The organism is Actinomadura sp. NPDC049382, assembly GCF_040677125.1.
GTDB lineage: Bacteria > Actinomycetota > Actinomycetes > Streptosporangiales > Streptosporangiaceae > Spirillospora > Spirillospora geliboluensis.
Genome location: NZ_JBFARO010000019.1, coordinates 76,403 through 93,123, shown reverse-complemented (window position 1 = coordinate 93,123; position 16,721 = coordinate 76,403). Strand labels below are relative to the sequence as shown.

Here is a 16,721-nt window from a genome sequence, read left to right as displayed (position 1 = left end):
CTGGGGGACCCACCATGACCGACCATCTGACGACCGCGGACTACGACACGATCGCCGCCGAACTGGACGCCCTCCGCGAGGAGGTCATGGCGGCGCTGGGCGAGCGCGACGCGTCCTACGTCCACCGGGTGATCCGCTGGCAGCGCGGCCTGGAGATCACCGGGCGGGCGCTGCTGCTGGCGTCCTCGCTGCCGCCCGCCTGGGTCGCCGGGACCGCGACGCTCGCCGTCGCGAAGATCCTGGAGAACATGGAGATCGGGCACAACGTCATGCACGGCCAGTGGGACTGGATGCGCGACCCGAAGATCCACTCGACGAGCTGGGAGTGGGACAACGTCTCGCCCGCCGAGCAGTGGAAGCACTCGCACAACTTCGTCCACCACACGTTCACGAACGTCCTCGGCAAGGACAACGACGTCGGCTACGGCATCCTGCGCGTCGCGCCCGAGCAGCGGTGGAGCCCGGCGCACCTCCCGCAGCCCCTCTACAACCTGCTGCTCGCGATGTTCTTCGAGTACGGGGTGGCGGTGCACGACCTGGAGATCGACAAGATCCGGGCGGGGACGGCCGACCCGGCGGCCACCCGGGAGAAGCTGCGCCAGATCGGCCGCAAGATCGCCCGCCAGTGGGGCAAGGACTACCTGGCGTTCCCGCTGCTCAGCGGCCCGCAGTTCCTCTCCACGCTGGCCGCGAACCTCACCGCCAACGTCACCCGCAACGTCTGGGCCCACATGATCATCTTCTGCGGGCACTTCCCCGGCGACGTCGACGTCTTCGAGGAGGAGCGCCTCGACGGCGAGACGAAGGGCGAGTGGTACGTCCGGCAGCTGTGCGGCTCGGCCAACATCACCGGCGGGCCGCTGTTCCACCTGATGACCGGGAACCTCAGCCACCAGATCGAGCACCACCTGTTCCCCGACATGCCGAGCAACCGCTACGCCGAGGTCGCCCCGCGCATCCGCGCCCTGTGCGAGAAGTACGACCTGCCGTACCACACGGGCTCGCTGTCGAAGCAGGTCACGAGCACCTGGAAGAAGATCTTCCGCTACGCCCTCCCCGGCGGGCGGCCCGCCCCGGCCAAGGTCTGAACACGGCCAGGTCTGAACAAGGCCGGGGACGGAGTCCGGGCGTCAGCCCAGGGCTTGGGCGACCGGCAGGTGGAGGCGGGACGGGTCGTTCGCGATCGGGGCGCCGTACTCCATGACCGTGGTGGTGAACGCGGGGCGGAGGCCGTGGTCCTCCGCCCACGCGATCAGTTCCGGGTGCCGGTGGTCGATGTCGAGCCGTATCGGACCCTTGGGAGCGACCTCCTCCACCAGCGCGAGCGCGGTTCCGGCGTCCTGCGCGATGACGGGGCCGACGACGGCCTGGTCGTCGTTCCACCACGCGCCGCCGTAGCCGACCACACCGGTCTCGTCCCGGACGATCCGCAGTGTCGCGCAGAACTCCGGCAGGCCCTCGACCAACTGCGACCGGTCGGCACCGAACACCTCGGTGTCGAGCTGGTGCACACCGGGCAGGTCGTCCGCCTCCAGTGGGACGGACATGCCCTGCCCGGACGTCCCTCCCCACTCGCCCTTGTACGTCGTGCACAGGCCCACAGAACGGAACCCAAGACGCTCATATAGAGGACGCCCGTACTCCGTGGCAGTCAGGCACAGGCTCGCCGTGCCCGAGTTCTCCATCGCGTGGCGCATCAGCCGCCCGCCCAGGCCGCGCCGCTCGAAACGCTTGGCGACCAGCACCATGCTGATGGCCGCGACGTCCTTGCCGTAGGGAGTCGACACCACCGTCCCGGCGAGCCCTCCCTCGCCGTCGTCGATCCCGTAGACGTCCCCCACCGAGAACAGGAACCGCCACTTGCGGTCCTCCGGCCCCCACTCGCGATCGGCCGCGAGCCGCTGGCAGGCCCCGAGCTCATCGATCCCTAGCAACCGCACAGTCCCGTCCATGGGCGGACGCTAGATCGGCCCGAGCGGCCCCCACAACCGATTTACCGGCGTCATGGGCTTCAGTACACGGAGACGCCGTAGGCGGAGAGGATCGGGCTGATCGGCTGGAAGAAGGACGTGCCGCCGCTGGCGCAGTCACCGATGCCGCCGATGCCCAGGCCGACCGCGGTGGTGCCCGAGAAGTACGGTGCGCCCGGGGTGTCGCCGGGCTCGGTGCAGAGGGTCGTCCTGGCCAGGCCGGTGATCGTCCCCTCGGGGAAGCGGACGGTGACGTTGATCGCCGTCACGCTGCCGCACCGGACGCCGGTGGTGGGGCCGCTGCGGCACACGCGCTGGCCGACGACCGGGCTGCCCGCGGACGTGATGTCCTGGGAGCCGGGGTAGAGGCGCACGCTGCCCGGCCGCTCCACCTGCGGCTCGACGTACCGGACGAGCGCGACGGCGATATTGCTGACCGCGACGACGGTCCCGAGTTCCGTGGTCAGCGCCGGGTCGGCGTACAGGATCAGCCCGACCTGCGCGCAGCCGCCCGCCGTGAGGAAGTAGTAGGTGCCGTTCTGGCGGACGTTGAAGCCGAGCGTGCAGCGGACGCCGTTGGCCCCGTAGACCGCCTGCCCGCCTTCCCCGCTCGGCGCGGCGGCAGGTGCGGCGTGGGCGGCGGGTGCGGCGGGTGCGAGGACGCCCAGAACGGCGGCGACCACGGCCAGCGTGAAGATGCGGCGCATCACGTACCTCCTGTGGGAGCCCAGGATGGCGACTCCCCGGAATAGTGCGTAGGACGGGCCGCGACGGCAAGGGGACGAAGGTGCCAAGGTTCGCGGGGGCCGTATATCAGAATCACGATCACCCCAGGTGGGAGGGCGGTCTTGGAATGACCGCGACCCTGCGGGGGTTCTCCAGACCGTTCCATGGGACGGACGGGAACCGGGGCGGGTGAGACTTCCAGGATGACCGAAAGTCGGGACGAGTCCGGGCCGTTCGCCGGGCGGACCGCCTGGGCGCGCAGCCTGCGCACCCCCCTGCGGCAGTTCCTGCGCACCGAGACCGGCGGCGCGACGGTGCTGCTGGCCGCGACGCTCGCCGCGCTCATCTGGGCGAACGCGGACGCCGGATCGTACGAGCGGCTGTGGGACACGGAGGCGTCCGTCACCTTCGGCGGCACCGGCATCTCGCAGGACCTGCGCGACTGGGTCAACGGCGGCCTGATGACGGTGTTCTTCTTCGTCGTCGGGCTGGAGGCGCGCCGCGAGTTCGACGTCGGCGAGCTGCGCGACCGGCGGCGGCTCGCGCTGCCGCTGGCCGCCGGGCTCGGCGGCATGATGGCGCCGATCGCGATCTACCTGGCGTTCAACGCGGGGCAGCCGACCGCGCACGGCTGGGGCATCGCGATGTCGACCGACACGGCGTTCGCGCTCGGCGTGCTGGCGCTGGTCGGGCGGCGCTTCCCGGCCCGGCTGCGCGCCTACCTGCTGACGGCGACCGTGGTGGACGACGTCGTCGCGCTCGCGGTCATCGGGATCTACTACAGCGAGGACGTGCACGCCCCGGCGCTGCTGGCGGCGCTCGGCGTGTTCGCGGTCATCGTCGCGATCCGCGCCGCCGGCGTCCGGCAGTTCGGCGTGTACGTGCTGCTGGGCGTCGGCGCGTGGGCGGCGCTGGAGTCGTCCGGGGTGGAGCCGGTGGTCATCGGGCTGGCCATGGGCCTGCTGACGTACGCACATCCGGCCGCGCGCAGCGACCTGGAGCGCGCGTCGGAGGTCTTCCGGCTGTTCCGGGAGCAGCCGACGCCGGAGTACGCGCGGTCGGCGCAGACGAACGTGGCGGCGGCGATCTCGCCGAACGACCGCCTGCAGCTGCTGATCCACCCGTGGACGAGCTACGTGATCGTTCCGCTGTTCGCGCTGGCCAACGCGGGGATCTCCATCAGCGGCGACTTCCTCGGCCGCGCGTTCACGTCCCCGGTCACGCTGGGCGTCCTGGTCGGCTACGTCGCCGGGAAGCCGGTCGGCATCGTCGGCTTCTCCTGGCTGGTCACGCGGCTCAGCCGGGGCCGGCTGCGGCCGCCGGTCGGCTGGGCGGCGGTCGGCGGCGGCGGCACCGTCGCCGGCGTCGGGTTCACCGTGGCGCTGCTGATCGCGGCGCTCACCTTCACCGGGCCGCGGCTGGAGGAGGCGAAGATCGGCATCCTGTCCGCCGCGCTGGTCGCCACGGTCCTCACCTGGGCCGTCGTCCGCGCGACGTGGCTGCTGCCGCCGGCCTGGCGGCTGCGGGCCCTGCTCGGCACGGCGGAGACGATCATCGACCTGGCCGCGCCCGTCGACTCCGAGCGCGACCACATCCGGGGCCCGGCCCGCGCCCCGGTCACCGTGGTCGAGTACGGCGACTTCGAATGCCCGTACTGCGGGCAGGCCGAGGACGTCATCCGGGAGCTGCTCGCCGACTACGGGGACGTCCGGTACGTGTGGCGGCACCTGCCGCTCACCGACGTCCACCCGCGGGCGCAGCTCGCGGCGCAGGCTGCGGAGGCGGCGGCCGAGCAGGGCGCGTTCTGGGAGATGCACGACCTGCTCCTCGACCGCCAGGACGCGCTTCAGCCGAAGGACCTCGTCCGCTACGCCGCCGAACTGGGCCTCGACGTCGACCGGTTCCGCGCCGACCTGCGCGCGAACGTGGGCACCGACCGCATCGCCGAGGACGTCGACTCCGCCGACCTGAGCGGCGTCTCCGGCACCCCGACGTTCTTCGTCAACGGCCGCCGCCACACCGGCGCCTACGACATCACGGCCCTCTCCGCGGCCGTCAAGACGGCCCGCAAGGCCATCGCCCTACGCTCCTGACCCCTCGTCGGGGTTGTACATGGCGTCGTGCTGCTGGCGCGGCGAGCACACCGACGCGGACGGGCAGGAGCACCGCCGCGAGCCCACCTTCACCGTCACACGGTCGCCGGGAACGTTGTATCCGATGACCTGCCCCTCGCCCTCGGGAGTACTGACGCGCGACCCCAGCCGCGGCGCCTTCTCCTTGAACTCCATGTAGAGCGGGTGCTCGTACTTGAGGCAGCACATGAGGCGGCCGCAGGCACCGGCTATGCGGAGCGGGTTGACCGGGAGGTCCTGCTCCTTCGCCATGCGGACGGAGACGGGTTCGAAGTCCTTGAGGAAGGTGGCGCAGCACAGGTCGCGGCCGCAGGGGCCGATGCCGCCCTGGAGGCGGGCCTCGTCGCGGGGGCCGACTTGGCGGAGCTCGACGCGGGCCTTGATGCCGCGGGCCAGGTCGCGGACGAGGGCGCGGAAGTCGACGCGGTGCGGCGCGGTGAAGTAGATCTTGAAGACGTTGTCGTGGTCGAGGAAGTCGACGCCGATGACCTTCATCGGCAGCTCGTGCTTGCGGATGAGGCGCTTGGCGATCGAGCGGCCCTCGGCGCGGCGGCGGCGGTTGGTCTCGTCGCGGGCGAGGTGCTCCTCGGTGGCGGGGCCCGCGCACTCGGGCAGGCCGTCGATGTCGTCGGACACCCACTGGGGCGCCCACACGCACTCGGCGACCTCCGGGCCCGAGTCGGTCGGGACGAGCACCTTGTCGCCGACCTTCGGGGTGTGCGGACCCGGGTCGAGGTAGTACAGGCGGCCGTAACGGGTGAAGCTGACGGCCATCACCATGCCCACGGTTTCGCTCCGTTCGCCCGGTTCCGTTGCTCCACGTTAGCCGTCCGGGCGCGTGCGTCACCAGATGGCGCCGGCTCAGCGGACGGCGCCGCGGCTCACCAGGTGGCGTCGGCGAGGTCCTTCGCGGGGACGGCGGGGCTGCCCAGCACGTACAGGTCGCCGGCGGTGACCATGATCGTCCCGCCGGGGACGGCCGGGTCGATGTCGGTCAGCGGGCCCGCCACCTTCTGCCGCCACAGCACCTTCACCGGCTTGCCCGCCAGGGTGAACGACTGGACGGTCAGCTGCGACTTCGCGACCGTCCCGGCGACGATGGTCTTGCCGTGGACGACGGCGTTGGAGCTGCCCTTGGGCAGCGTCATGACGGCCTTGCTGACCTTCAGGTTGCCGTCGGCGCCCTTGGTGTCGAGCATGCGGAGCTGGCTCTTGGCGGAGCCGACGGGCGTCCAGACGAAGGACAGTCCGGTGCCGGACCAGGAGAGGCTGTCGACGCGCCCAGGCGACTTCGTCGTCCAGGTCTTGCTGGTGCCGCTGCTCAGGGACAGCACCGTCACGCGGCTCCGCTTGCCCGTGTAGGTGACGTAGGCGACGTGGTCGCCGGAGACGGCGATGTCCGACCAGGCGGTGGAGGTGCCGGGGACGGTCGCCTTCGGGATGTCCTTCAGGTCGTGCGGGTGCCCGTCGTCGTTCAGGTGGAGGCGCTGGAAGGTGACGGTGCGGTCGCCGTAGGACGCGACGATGTACGAGCCGTCCTTCGCGGCGGCGACGCGGTGGAAGACGCGGCCCGGCGGCGGAGCCACCGGCAGGCCCACGTTCGCGCCGGTGCGCACGTCGCGGACGAGCAGCGCCGTCCCCTCCGCGGTGACGCCGACGACGAAGCGGGGGTCGTTCCGGTCGGCCTTCGCGGCGGCGGCGGGCTTGGCCTCGCGCTCCTCGTCCGGGGCGTCCTGGCGGTTGTGCACCAGGTCGACACCGCCGCCGATGAACAGCGCCGCGGCCGCGGCCGCGGCGAGCGGAGCCAGGCTCTTCCATGAGCCGAGCCGCATCCCCGAGTCGTCGCGCCTGCCGTCGTCCATGGGTACGCCGTGCACCTGCCTCTCCACGCATGGGTTACCGCGTCGTTTCTATCTCATCTACGGGCATACAAAAACCCATGAAGCGGGAGTTACCACATCGACGCACAACGCCGGGCGCGCGGCGGTGCCGGAGCGTGAGGCACTACAGGACGACGGCGCGGGCGCGGCGGACCTCCTCTCACCTCTCCGGAGCAACGTCATCACGAAGCGTAACCAGCATGGCCAACACGGTTACAGAGAGTTCTCTCTTACTCAGCCGAGAGACGCGCGTGCGGCGTCCACGAGCGACGCCCGGTACGAGCCGCCGAACAGCGCCACATGGACGAGCAGCGGATGCAGCTGGTGCAGCGGGACGCGGGCGCGCCAGCCGTCCGCGAGCGGCGCCGCCTCGTCGTAGGCGGCCAGGACCGTGTCGAGGTGCGGCGTCCCGAAGAGCGCCATCATCGCGAGGTCGGTCTCCCGGTGCCCGCCGTGGGCGGCCGGGTCGATGAGCAGCGCGCGGCCGTCCGTCCACTGGACGTTCCCGGACCACAGGTCGCCGTGGATCCGGCTCGGCGGCTCCGGCGGCCCGGCCAGCTCCTCGATCTCCGCCATCACGCGCTCGATCAGCCGGACGTCGTCGTCCGACAGGTGCCGGGCGCCGAGGCGGAGGAACGGCTCCAGGCGGCGCTCGGCGTACCAGCGCGGCCAGCCGTCGCCGTCCGGGGTGTTGTCGAGCGGGAGGTCGGCGATGAAGCCGTCCCAGGGCGCGCCGTAGGCGTCCGGGCGGTTCCCGGTGTGCAGGGCGGCCAGCTCGCGGCCGAGCCGCTCGGCGGCCTCGCGGGACGGCGACGCCGACGGCAGCCACGGCAGGACGAGCATGCGGTCGTCCGCCGCGAGCACCTCCGGGACGGGCGTCCCCGGCCCCGCCTCGCCCAGCCACCGGAGCCCCGCCGCCTCCGCCGCGAACACCCCGGCCCGGTCGGCGGCGGCCTTCACGAACACCTCGCGGCCGTCGGCGAGGGACGCCCGGTGCAGCGTCCAGGAGTGGCTGGAGCCGAGGCCGCGCACGTCCGCGACCCCCGTGCCGAGGAGGCGCTCCAGCCGGGCCCGCACTCAGCGCTCCTTGAGCGCGGCGCGGATCTCCTCCAGGAGGCCGGGCATCGCCGCCTCGACCTGCTCCATGACCAGGTCGAAGTCGGCGGGCCTCCCGTAGTACGGGTCGGGGACGTCCAGGTCGCCGGCCGCGTCCGGGTCGAACTCGCGCAGCAGCCTGGTCTTGCCGCGCGCCTCCTCGTCCGGCGCCATCGAGCGCAGCGCCCGCAGGTGCCCCTCGTCCAGCGCCAGGATCAGGTCGTACCGGCCGAACCAGGACGGCTCGAACTGCCGCGCGACGTGCGCCGACCGGTAGCCGGCGCGCTCCAGCGTCGCGACCGTCCGCTCGTCGGCCCCGTCGCCCACATGCCAGCTGCCGGTGCCGGAGCTGTCGACCTCGACGTCCAGGCCCTCCTGCTCGACGTGGTGGCGCAGGACCCACTCGGCCATCGGAGAGCGGCAGATGTTACCCGTGCAAACGAACGTGACGCGGTACGGCATGACCCCCATCATGCCCGAGGTCAGCGCCTTTCAACGATGACGGTGTCCACCCCCGGAACGCCCAGCACGACCGGGGGTGAGCCGCCCCCGGACAGAACACGACCCCCGGCCGGGGGGCCGGGGGTCGCGTCCTGGGGTGGGTCGAGCGGCGGCGTCAGCTGCGGACGGCGTTCAGCGCGTCCACGATGCCGTTGCCGAAGAACCCGTTCTGCTCCTTCGAGCCCTCACAGGTCTGCGTCGAGGTCTGCTTGCCCGCCGAGGTGTACCAGACGTACTCGACGGTCCGCGGGCTCGGGCATTCCTTGGCGGTCGCCGTGCCGCGCAGCACGCGCTCGACCGTGTTCGGGCTCAGCGTCAGGCCGCCGTTCCGGGTGTCCCGGTGCCCGTACCGGCTGACGATGAGCGCGGCGACGCCGACGGCGTGCGGCGACGCCATCGAGGTGCCCTGGATCGACTGGTAGTAGGCGCAGTCGTCGCCCTTGCAGCTGCGGATGATGTACGGCACCTTCGGCGTGCCGTCCGCGTTCAGCTCGCCGCGCTCCTTCGCGAGCCGCTCGGGGTAGGCGGCCCAGATGCCGCCCTTGTCGTCCGGACGCTGCTCGGCGTTGTCGACCTTGTCGCCGCCGGGCGCCGCCACGGCGACGTACCCGTTGCCGAAGCTGCTGTAGTACGACTTGCGGGTGGACGGGCCGGTCGCCGAGACCGGGATGACGTGCTCGCCCTCGGACGGCATCGACACGCAGCTCGCCGGGACCGTCCGGTCGTGCGGCTCCTCGCCCGGCGTGGACGGGAAGTCGGGGCTGGAGTCGTCCTTGTTGGTCTTCGTGTAGTCGACGAGGTCGTTGCCCGCCGCCGAGATCAGCGTGACGCCGCGGTCATGCGCGAAGTCCAGGGCGCGCTGCGCGGCCTTGATGATGGTGCGCTGCTCGAGCTGGTCCTCGGGGCTGTCGGCGGGGTTGTTGCCGCAGTTCCACAGCCACGGGTCGATGTAGTACGACATGTTGACCACGTCGATGCCGTGCTTGGCCGCGTAGGTGAGGCCGTCGACGGTCGGCTGCAGGAAGAAGTAGCCGGAGTCCTGGCCGACGCGCAGGTTCACGATCGACACGTTCGGCGCGACGCCCGCCATGCCGAGCCCGTTGCGGGGCGAGGCGATCGTGGACGCGACGTGCGTGCCGTGGTCGTTGTCGTCCCAGTCGTTGGGGTCGACGCACGACTTGAACTCGCAGGGGCCGTCGACCTCGTTGCCGTTGGCGTCCGTCGGGATGTCGGTGGTGAAGTTGCGGCTCAGCTGGCGGTTGAAGTTCGGCTTGATGTCCGGGTGGTCGCCGTCCACACCGGTGTCGAGGACGCCGACGAGCACGCGCTTGTCGCCCGGCTCCTTCTTGTACGAGCCGTCAGCCGTCGCGTGGATCTGCTTCATGTCCCACTGCAGGTCCGCGAGCGGCTCGGCGTCCTTGGACGGGGCGCCCTTCAGCGACACCGTGCTCTTGGTGCCGGTCATCCGCTCGACCTTCGGGGCCGCCTTCTTGGCCTTCGGGGCCTGCCCGATGATCCGGTTGTGCGCGACGCCCTCCAGGGCGCGCTGGCGCATCACCGCGCGGATGAACTCGGGGTTGTCGGACCGGACCGTCGCGACGCCCACATCGCGGTTCTCGTGGACGATCTTGCCGCCGGCCGCCCGCACCGCCTGGTGGGCCTGTCCGGGGGATACGCGTTCCTTGTAGAGGACGACGTACTCCGACACCTCACCCTTCGCCTGCGCTGGTGTGGGTTCCGCTGACGCTGGGACCGCGAGAGCCGCCATGGTGGCGACGGCGCACGCGGCGGAAATCAAGGCTCGCCGCAAAGCTGACCTCCTGGCCGTGGGGAGCTAGCCCGGGTGATTGGGGGTAAACCAGGCGAAGGTACGCGTGCGGCTGTTGAGAGTTGCGTACGTTTATGTAACGAAAAGGGAGATTCCTTGTAAGACGTCATCATCCGGTGCGGAGCGCCAGCGTGAGCGCCTCCACGGCCAGCAGCGGGTTGACGTTCGCCTCCAGCCGCTCCCGGCACGCCATGATCGCGTCGAGGCGCTTCAGCGTGTCCTCGGGACGGCCCTGCGCCGCGGCCGTCCGCAGCTCCGGCCCGAGCTCGGTGTTGACCAGCTCCGTGCCCGCCCCGAGCTGCAGCGTCAGGACGTCCCGGTAGTACGACGCGAGGTCGAGCAGCGTCCGGTCGAGGGCGTCGCGCTCCAGCCGGGTCGCGCGCGACTTCTGCCGGGCCTCCAACTCCTTCAGCGCGCCGGCCGTGCCCCGCGGCATCCGGCCCTTCGCGCTCTCCCCGAGGGCCTGCCGCAGCGCGGACGTCTCCGACTCGTTCAGCTCCTCCGTCCGCGCCTTCGCCTCCGCCTTCGCCGCCGCGACCAGCGACTCCGCCGCCGCCACGGCCGGGCCCACCGACGACAGCCGGCGCGGCACCGCCAGCACCTCGGCCCGCCGCCGCCGCGCCTGCGGGTCGGTCGCGAGCCGCCGCGCCCGGCTGATGTGCCCCTGCGCGGCCCGCGCCACGACGTCCGCCGTCTCCCGGTCGACGCCGTCGCGCAGGGCGAGGACGTCCGCGACGGCGCTGATCGGCGGCGTCCGCAACGTCACCAGCCGGCACCGCGACCTGATCGTCACCAGCAGGTCGTCCGGGGACGGCGTGCACAGCAGCCACACCGTCCGGGCCGGGGGCTCCTCGATCGCCTTCAGCAGCGCGTTCGCCGCCGCCTCCGTCGCCCGGTCGGCGTCCTCGAACAGCACGACCTGCCAGCGCCCGCCCGTCGGGGACGACGACGCCCGCAGCACCAGCGCGCGCGCCTCCTTCACCCCGTACGACAGGCCCTGCGGCCGGACGACCTCCACGTCCGCGTGCGTGCCCTGGAGCACCTGGTGGCAGGACGCGCAGTGCCCGCAGCCGCGCGGCGCCTCCTCGCACTGCAGCGCCGCCGCGAACGCCCGCGCCGCCGCCGACCGCCCCGCCCCGGGAGGCCCGGTGAACAGCCACGCGTGCGCCAGGCCGCTCGTGCCCTCCGCGGCCGACGACAGCTGCGCGACGACGGGCTCCTGCCCGACCAGGTCATCCCACACGCTCATGGGATAGAGGCTAACCGGCCGGGCGGATCAGAAGTCGCGGATGGCCGGGAAGGTGCTCGTGGCGTCCTCCGTGCCCGCCGGGACGGGGTCGGGGAGGATCTCCCGGATGCGGTACTGGATCTCCCGGCTCAGCTCGCCCTGCGGGCGGCTCGCGTCCAGGATCAGGTACCGGTCGGGGTCGGCCTCGGCGAGCGCGCGGAACCCGGCGCGGACGCGCTCGTGGAAGTCCTGCGGCTCGGACTCGATGCGGTCGGCGGGCGCGGGCAGCCGGCGCAGCCCCGCCTCCGGCGGGATCTCCAGCAGGACGGTCAGGTCCGGGACGAGGCCGCCGGTCGCCCAGGCGTTGACGCGCACGATGTCCTCGACCGCCTGCTGCCGCCCGAACCCCTGGTAGGCGAGGGACGAGTCGACGTACCGGTCGGTGACGACGATCGCGCCGCGCTCCACCGCCGGCTTGATCACGTTGGCCACGTGGTCGGCGCGGTCGGCCGCGTACAGCAGCGTCTCGGCGCGGTCGGACAGGCCGGTCGTGTCGCGGTCGAGCAGCATCGCGCGCAGCCGCATGCCGATCTTGGTGGCGCCGGGCTCGTGCGTGGTGACGACGTCGTAGCCGTGGTCGCGGAGCCAGATCGCGGCGAGCCGCGACTGGGTGGTCTTGCCGGCGCCCTCACCGCCCTCGAACGCGATGAACACGCCGCGTTCGCGGTGCGCGGGCTGCGGCGCGTCGGGGGCCTGCTGCGGCGGCGTGTAGATCTCGCCGCGCAGGGCGGCGCGCAGGTCGGGGACCAGCGGGATGCCGCGCCGGTCGTCCAGCCGCCGGTACGCCGGGAGCGCGGCGACCAGCGCCACGACCGCCGCGACCAGCAGCCCGCCGCCGGAGCCGGTGAAGTCGTAGACGCCGCCGCCGAGATCGATCCGGTGCTCGCCCAGCGCCCCCGCGATCAGCGGGACCGCGACGAACGCGACCAGCACGGCGACGAGCGCCACGGAGCGCAGGTAGGCGGTGGGGCGGGCGTCCTCCGGGGCGTCGGGGTCGGTCACCGCGCCCGCGGCCGTCGACCATGCGGCCCCGGCGAACACCCCGAGGAACGCCGCCAGGAACACCACGACGACGAGGTTCTGGACGAGCGCGAGCACCACCAGCGTCAGCGCGGCGGCGATCAGCGCGAGCCCGAGCAGCCGACGGCGGCTGAACGGCACCAGGACGCGCGGCCCGAGGAACGCCCCGAACCCGAGCCCGACCGCCAGCCCGGCGAGGACGGTGCCGTACCCGGCGTTCCCTCCGCCGAGCGCGTCCGTGTGGACGCGGGCGACGGCCACGACCGCGCCCGCCGTCAGGGACGCCCCGGCGACCGCGAGCCCGAGCCCGCGCGCTGCGGCCGTCCCGGGGCCCTGGAACAGCAGCTTCAGCGGCGCCGGGACCGGGTGCATCGCCGTGACCGGGATCTCCCGGATCAGCGCGACCGCGGCGGTCGCGACGGCGAACACCCCGGCCGTCACGTAGAGCGCGAGGTCGGCGCGCGAATCGCGGCCGAACGTCCCGTCCGCGATCAGCGCGAGGACGGCGAACAGCACGGCGGCGACCGGCGCCGGGCCGTAGTTCACGCGGGTCGCGGCGCGGGCGGCGCGGGGCTGCTCCTCGTCCGGCAGCGCGGCGGACAGCGAAGCGCGCGCCGCCGCGACCCACAGCAGGCTCAGGCACGACACGAGGAACGCCGCGGCGAGCGTCCACGCGAGCATGCCGACGAGCGGCACCGTCACGACGACGACCAGCCGCAGCACGTCCGCGATCAGCAGCATGAGGCGGCGGTCGACGCGCGCGGCGAGCATCCCGCCGAGCGGCGCGAGCAGCACCGCCGGCAGCAGCATCAGCACCAGCGTGCCGCCGACCGCCTGCGCCTGGACGGACACGTCGTCGTCGCGGGTCAGCAGCGCGGCCATGGCGGTCAGTGCGGGGACACTGAGCCACTGCGCGAGGCTGGACAGCGACAGCGCGGTCCGGAGCCGCCGGAACGGCCCGATCGGCGGAAGCGACGAAACGCCCGGCGGCTGTGACGCGGCGGGGTGCGGCCGGGGTGCGCCCGTTCTGGTCATGTCGGTCAGGGTATCGGCGTAGATGTCCCTAGGAGCCGGACTTCGCGGAGGTTCGGCGGCGGGGCGCCGCCTTCTTCTTGCCGCCGCCCGCGGCGACCTTCTCGCGGCGCTCCGCGAGCAGCTCCGCCGCCCGCTGGATCGTGATCGACTCCACCTCGTCCCCCTTGCGGAGGCTCGCGTTCGTCTCGCCGTCGGTCACGTACGGGCCGAACCGCCCCTCCTTCACCACCACCGGCTTCTCGCTCGCCGGGTCCTTGCCCAGCTCGCGCAGCGGCGCCGCGGCGGCCGCCCGGCGGCCGCGCTGCTTCGGCTGGGCGAACAGCTCCTTCGCCTGCTCCAGCGTGACGGTGAACAGCTCCTCCTCGGAGCCGAGCGACCGGCTGTCCGTCCCCCGCTTGATGTAGGGGCCGAACCGGCCGTTCTGCGCGGTCACCGGCTCGCCGTCCAGCTCGCCCAGCGTGCGCGGCAGCGACAGCAGCTTCAGCGCGTCGTCCAGGGTGATCGTGTCCAGCGACATCGACTTGAACAGCGACCCGGTGCGCGGCTTGGGGGCGTCCGCCTTCTTCGTCCGCTTCTTCTTCTCGCCCTCGGCGGGCGGCGCCGGCTCCGGCAGGATCTCCGTGACGTACGGGCCGAACCGGCCCGACTTCGCGACGATCGTGTGCCCCGTCGCCGGATCGGTGCCGAGCTCCCGGTCGCCGGACGGCTGCGCGAGCAGTTCCTCCGCCTTCTCGGCGGTCAGCTCGTCCGGCGCGATGTCGTCGGGGATGTTGACCCGCTCGCCGTCCCGGTCCAGGTAGGAGCCGTACCGGCCGACCCGCACCACGATGTCGGTGCCTTTGATCGGGAACGAGCTGATGCCCTTGGCGTCGATGTCGCCGATGTCACCGACCAGCTCCCGCAGGCCCTCCTCGCCGTTGTCGCCGTAGTAGAACCGGTTCAGCCACGGGACCCGCTCGGCGTCGCCGCGCGCGATCTCGTCGAGGCCGTCCTCCATGTGCGCGGTGAAGTCGTAGTCGACCAGGTTGCCGAAGTGCTGCTCCAGCAGGTTCGTCACGGCGAACGCCAGGAACGACGGGACCAGCGCCGTGCCCTTCTTGAACACGTACTCGCGGGCCAGGATCGTCCCGATGATCGAGGCGTACGTCGACGGCCGCCCGATCTCCCGCTCCTCCAGCTCCTTGACCAGGCTGGCCTCGGTGTAGCGGGCCGGCGGGCGCGTCGAGTGGCCCTCGGCGTCCACCGCGTTCGCGGTCAGCGCGTCGCCCTCCGCCAGGTTCGGCAGCCGCCGCTCCTGGTCGTCCCGGTCGGTGGACGGGTCGTCCGCGCTCTCCACGTACGCCTTCAGGAACCCGTGGAACGTGATCGTCTTACCGGTCGCGCCGAACTCCGCGCGCTCGTTCTCGGTCGACAGCCCGGTCACCCGGATCGACACCGACTGGCCCGCCGCGTCCTTCATCTGGGACGCGATCGTCCGCTTCCAGATCAGCTCGTACAGCCGGAACTGGTCGCCGCTCAGGCCCGTCTCCGCCGGGGTGCGGAACGTGTCGCCCGCCGGGCGGATCGCCTCGTGCGCCTCCTGCGCGTTCTTGACCTTGGACGCGTAGACGCGCGGCTTGTCCGGCACGTACTCGCCGCCGAACAGCGACGCGGCCTGCCGCCGGGCCGCCGTGATCGCCGTCTCCGACAGGGTGATCGAGTCGGTTCGCATGTAGGTGATGAAGCCGTTCTCGTACAGCTTCTGCGCCACCGACATCGTGTACTTCGCGGAGAAGTTCAGCTTCCGGCTGGCCTCCTGCTGGAGGGTCGTCGTCCGGAACGGGGGGTACGGCTTGCGCGTGTACGGCTTGCGCTCGACGGACTTGACCTCGTACGGCCTGCCGCGCAGCCGCTCCGCCAGCGCGCGCGCCGCGGTCTCGTCCAGGTGCAGCGCGTCCCGCGTCTTCAGGGTGCCGTCGGACGCGAAGTCGCGGCCCTGCGCAACCCGCTTGCCGTCGACGCTGACGAGCCCGGCCTTGAAGACCTTCGGCTCCTCGTCCTTGCCGGTGTCGAACTGGCCCGCGATGTCCCAGTAGTGGGCGGGGACGAACGCGATCCGCTCCCGCTCCCGCTCGACCACCAGCCGCGTCGCCACCGACTGCACCCGGCCCGCCGACAGCTTCGGCATGACCTTCTTCCACAGGACGGGGCTGACCTCGTACCCGTAGAGGCGGTCCAGGACGCGGCGCGTCTCCTGCGCGTCCACCAGCGGCATGTTCAGCTCGCGCGGGTTCGCGGCGGCGCGCTGGATCGCGTCCTTGGTGATCTCGTTGAAGACCATCCGGTGCACCGGCACCTTCGGCTTCAGGACCTCCTGGAGGTGCCAGGCGATCGCCTCGCCCTCCCGGTCCTCGTCCGTCGCGAGGTAGAGCTCGTCGGCCTCGGCCAGCAGCTTCTTCAGCTTCTGGACCTGCTGCCGCTTGTCGGAGTTGACCACGTACAGCGGCTCGAACTCGCGCTCGACGTTCACGCCGAGCTTCGCCCACGGCTCGCCCTTGTACTTGGCCGGCACCTCCGAGGCGCTCCCGGGCAGGTCCCGGATGTGGCCGATACTGGACTCCACGATGTAGCCGCGGCCCAGGTACCCCGCGATCGTCTTCGCCTTCGCCGGCGACTCGACGATCACCAGGCGCGTCCCCGCGCCGTTCCCCCGGCCACTGCTCGCGGTGCCGTTCTTGGCTGGCACAGTCGCTCCAACCTCGCTGTCTTGGTCCTCTAACACAGGCTCTTTCTTACCGGCTTCATACAACGTCGCAGGACGGCGCGTTCATGCCCGCGCGCTCCCCGACCATCGTGCCGCCCCTGCGGTGCACTAGCCCCGCGCCTCCGACAGGATGACATGCCGCCGGACGCCGCGCGGACCGGGACGCCCCACCGTAGGGTGCCGGACGCACGGTAGACCAAGTAATAATGGTCGCAATGGCGGAGTACACCTACCTCGTCCTCTCACTGCCGCGCGGCACCACGCGGGATACCGCCCGGCAGATCCTGACCGAGCACGCAGAACGCGGCGGCTGGGAAATCGATCGGTTGCGCCTCTACCCGGACGGCCGCCGCCGTATTCAACTTCGCCGCAAGGTCATCCGCGCCGTCCGCACCTTCTGACCGACCGCCCTCGGCGGAGCGTAGCACTCCGTTGACGCACCGTTGCCCGAAAACATGGCTTCGCCCGCCCCGGACCGCGCCTCCGGGACGGGCGAAGATCTG

13 protein-coding genes are annotated in these 16,721 nt (G+C 72.1%); 3 read left to right on the top strand and 10 right to left on the bottom strand.

Annotated elements, in window-relative coordinates; genetic code table 11:
- Positions 1-14 precede the first annotated feature (14 nt).
- A complete protein-coding gene (locus tag AB0K34_RS15005) occupies positions 15-1,088 on the top strand; it encodes an acyl-CoA desaturase (RefSeq protein WP_364548823.1) in 1,074 nt (357 codons plus the stop codon).
- A 42-nt stretch (positions 1,089-1,130) separates the two neighbouring features.
- Here AB0K34_RS15005 and AB0K34_RS15000 read toward each other — a convergent pair whose 3' ends face one another.
- Positions 1,131-1,952 carry a GNAT family N-acetyltransferase gene (locus AB0K34_RS15000; protein WP_364548820.1) on the bottom strand — a complete coding sequence of 274 codons (822 nt, stop codon included), beginning with the start codon at positions 1,950-1,952 and terminating at the stop codon, positions 1,131-1,133.
- Between the two features lie 59 nt (positions 1,953-2,011).
- Positions 2,012-2,677 carry a S1 family peptidase gene (locus tag AB0K34_RS14995; RefSeq protein ID WP_364548817.1) on the bottom strand — a complete coding sequence of 222 codons (666 nt, stop codon included), beginning with the start codon at positions 2,675-2,677 and terminating at the stop codon, positions 2,012-2,014.
- Positions 2,678-2,899: 222 nt separating this feature from the next.
- Here AB0K34_RS14995 and nhaA point away from each other — a divergent pair, with 222 nt between their 5' ends.
- The gene (nhaA, locus tag AB0K34_RS14990; protein WP_364548815.1) at positions 2,900-4,789 is read left to right on the top strand and encodes a Na+/H+ antiporter NhaA; all 1,890 of its coding nucleotides are present in this window, start codon (positions 2,900-2,902) and stop codon (positions 4,787-4,789) included.
- Here the strand turns inward: nhaA and ricT are convergent.
- From ricT to topA, 8 genes are all read right to left on the bottom strand, one after another.
- Positions 4,778-5,608: a regulatory iron-sulfur-containing complex subunit RicT gene (gene ricT / locus AB0K34_RS14985; protein WP_301174927.1), complete on the bottom strand. Its 831-nt coding sequence runs from the start codon at positions 5,606-5,608 to the stop codon at positions 4,778-4,780. The genes nhaA and ricT overlap by 12 nt on opposite strands.
- A gap of 101 nt (positions 5,609-5,709) precedes the next feature.
- Entirely contained in the window at positions 5,710-6,705 is a 996-nt protein-coding gene (locus AB0K34_RS14980; RefSeq protein WP_138640468.1) for a hypothetical protein, read from the bottom strand.
- Between the two features lie 237 nt (positions 6,706-6,942).
- On the bottom strand, positions 6,943-7,785 hold the full coding sequence (locus tag AB0K34_RS14975) for a fructosamine kinase family protein (RefSeq protein ID WP_301174906.1): 843 nt from the start codon (positions 7,783-7,785) through the stop codon (positions 6,943-6,945).
- Positions 7,786-8,265, bottom strand: a complete 480-nt coding sequence (locus AB0K34_RS14970; RefSeq protein ID WP_138636558.1) for a low molecular weight protein-tyrosine-phosphatase — start codon at positions 8,263-8,265, stop codon at positions 7,786-7,788.
- 154 nt (positions 8,266-8,419) lie between these two features.
- Positions 8,420-10,012 (bottom strand): S8 family serine peptidase, encoded by a 1,593-nt coding sequence (locus AB0K34_RS14965; protein WP_364548810.1) that lies wholly within the window; start codon positions 10,010-10,012, stop codon positions 8,420-8,422.
- Positions 10,013-10,241: 229 nt separating this feature from the next.
- Entirely contained in the window at positions 10,242-11,381 is a 1,140-nt protein-coding gene (locus AB0K34_RS14960) for a DNA polymerase III subunit delta' (protein ID WP_364548808.1), read from the bottom strand.
- A gap of 27 nt (positions 11,382-11,408) precedes the next feature.
- Positions 11,409-13,475, bottom strand: a complete 2,067-nt coding sequence (tmk, locus tag AB0K34_RS14955) for a dTMP kinase (protein ID WP_364548805.1) — start codon at positions 13,473-13,475, stop codon at positions 11,409-11,411.
- 28 nt (positions 13,476-13,503) lie between these two features.
- A complete protein-coding gene (topA, locus tag AB0K34_RS14950) occupies positions 13,504-16,200 on the bottom strand; it encodes a type I DNA topoisomerase (RefSeq protein ID WP_364548802.1) in 2,697 nt (898 codons plus the stop codon).
- A 233-nt stretch (positions 16,201-16,433) separates the two neighbouring features.
- Here topA and AB0K34_RS14945 point away from each other — a divergent pair, with 233 nt between their 5' ends.
- A complete protein-coding gene (locus tag AB0K34_RS14945; protein ID WP_021596264.1) occupies positions 16,434-16,619 on the top strand; it encodes a DUF5703 family protein in 186 nt (61 codons plus the stop codon).
- The last annotated feature ends 102 nt before the right edge of the window (positions 16,620-16,721 follow it).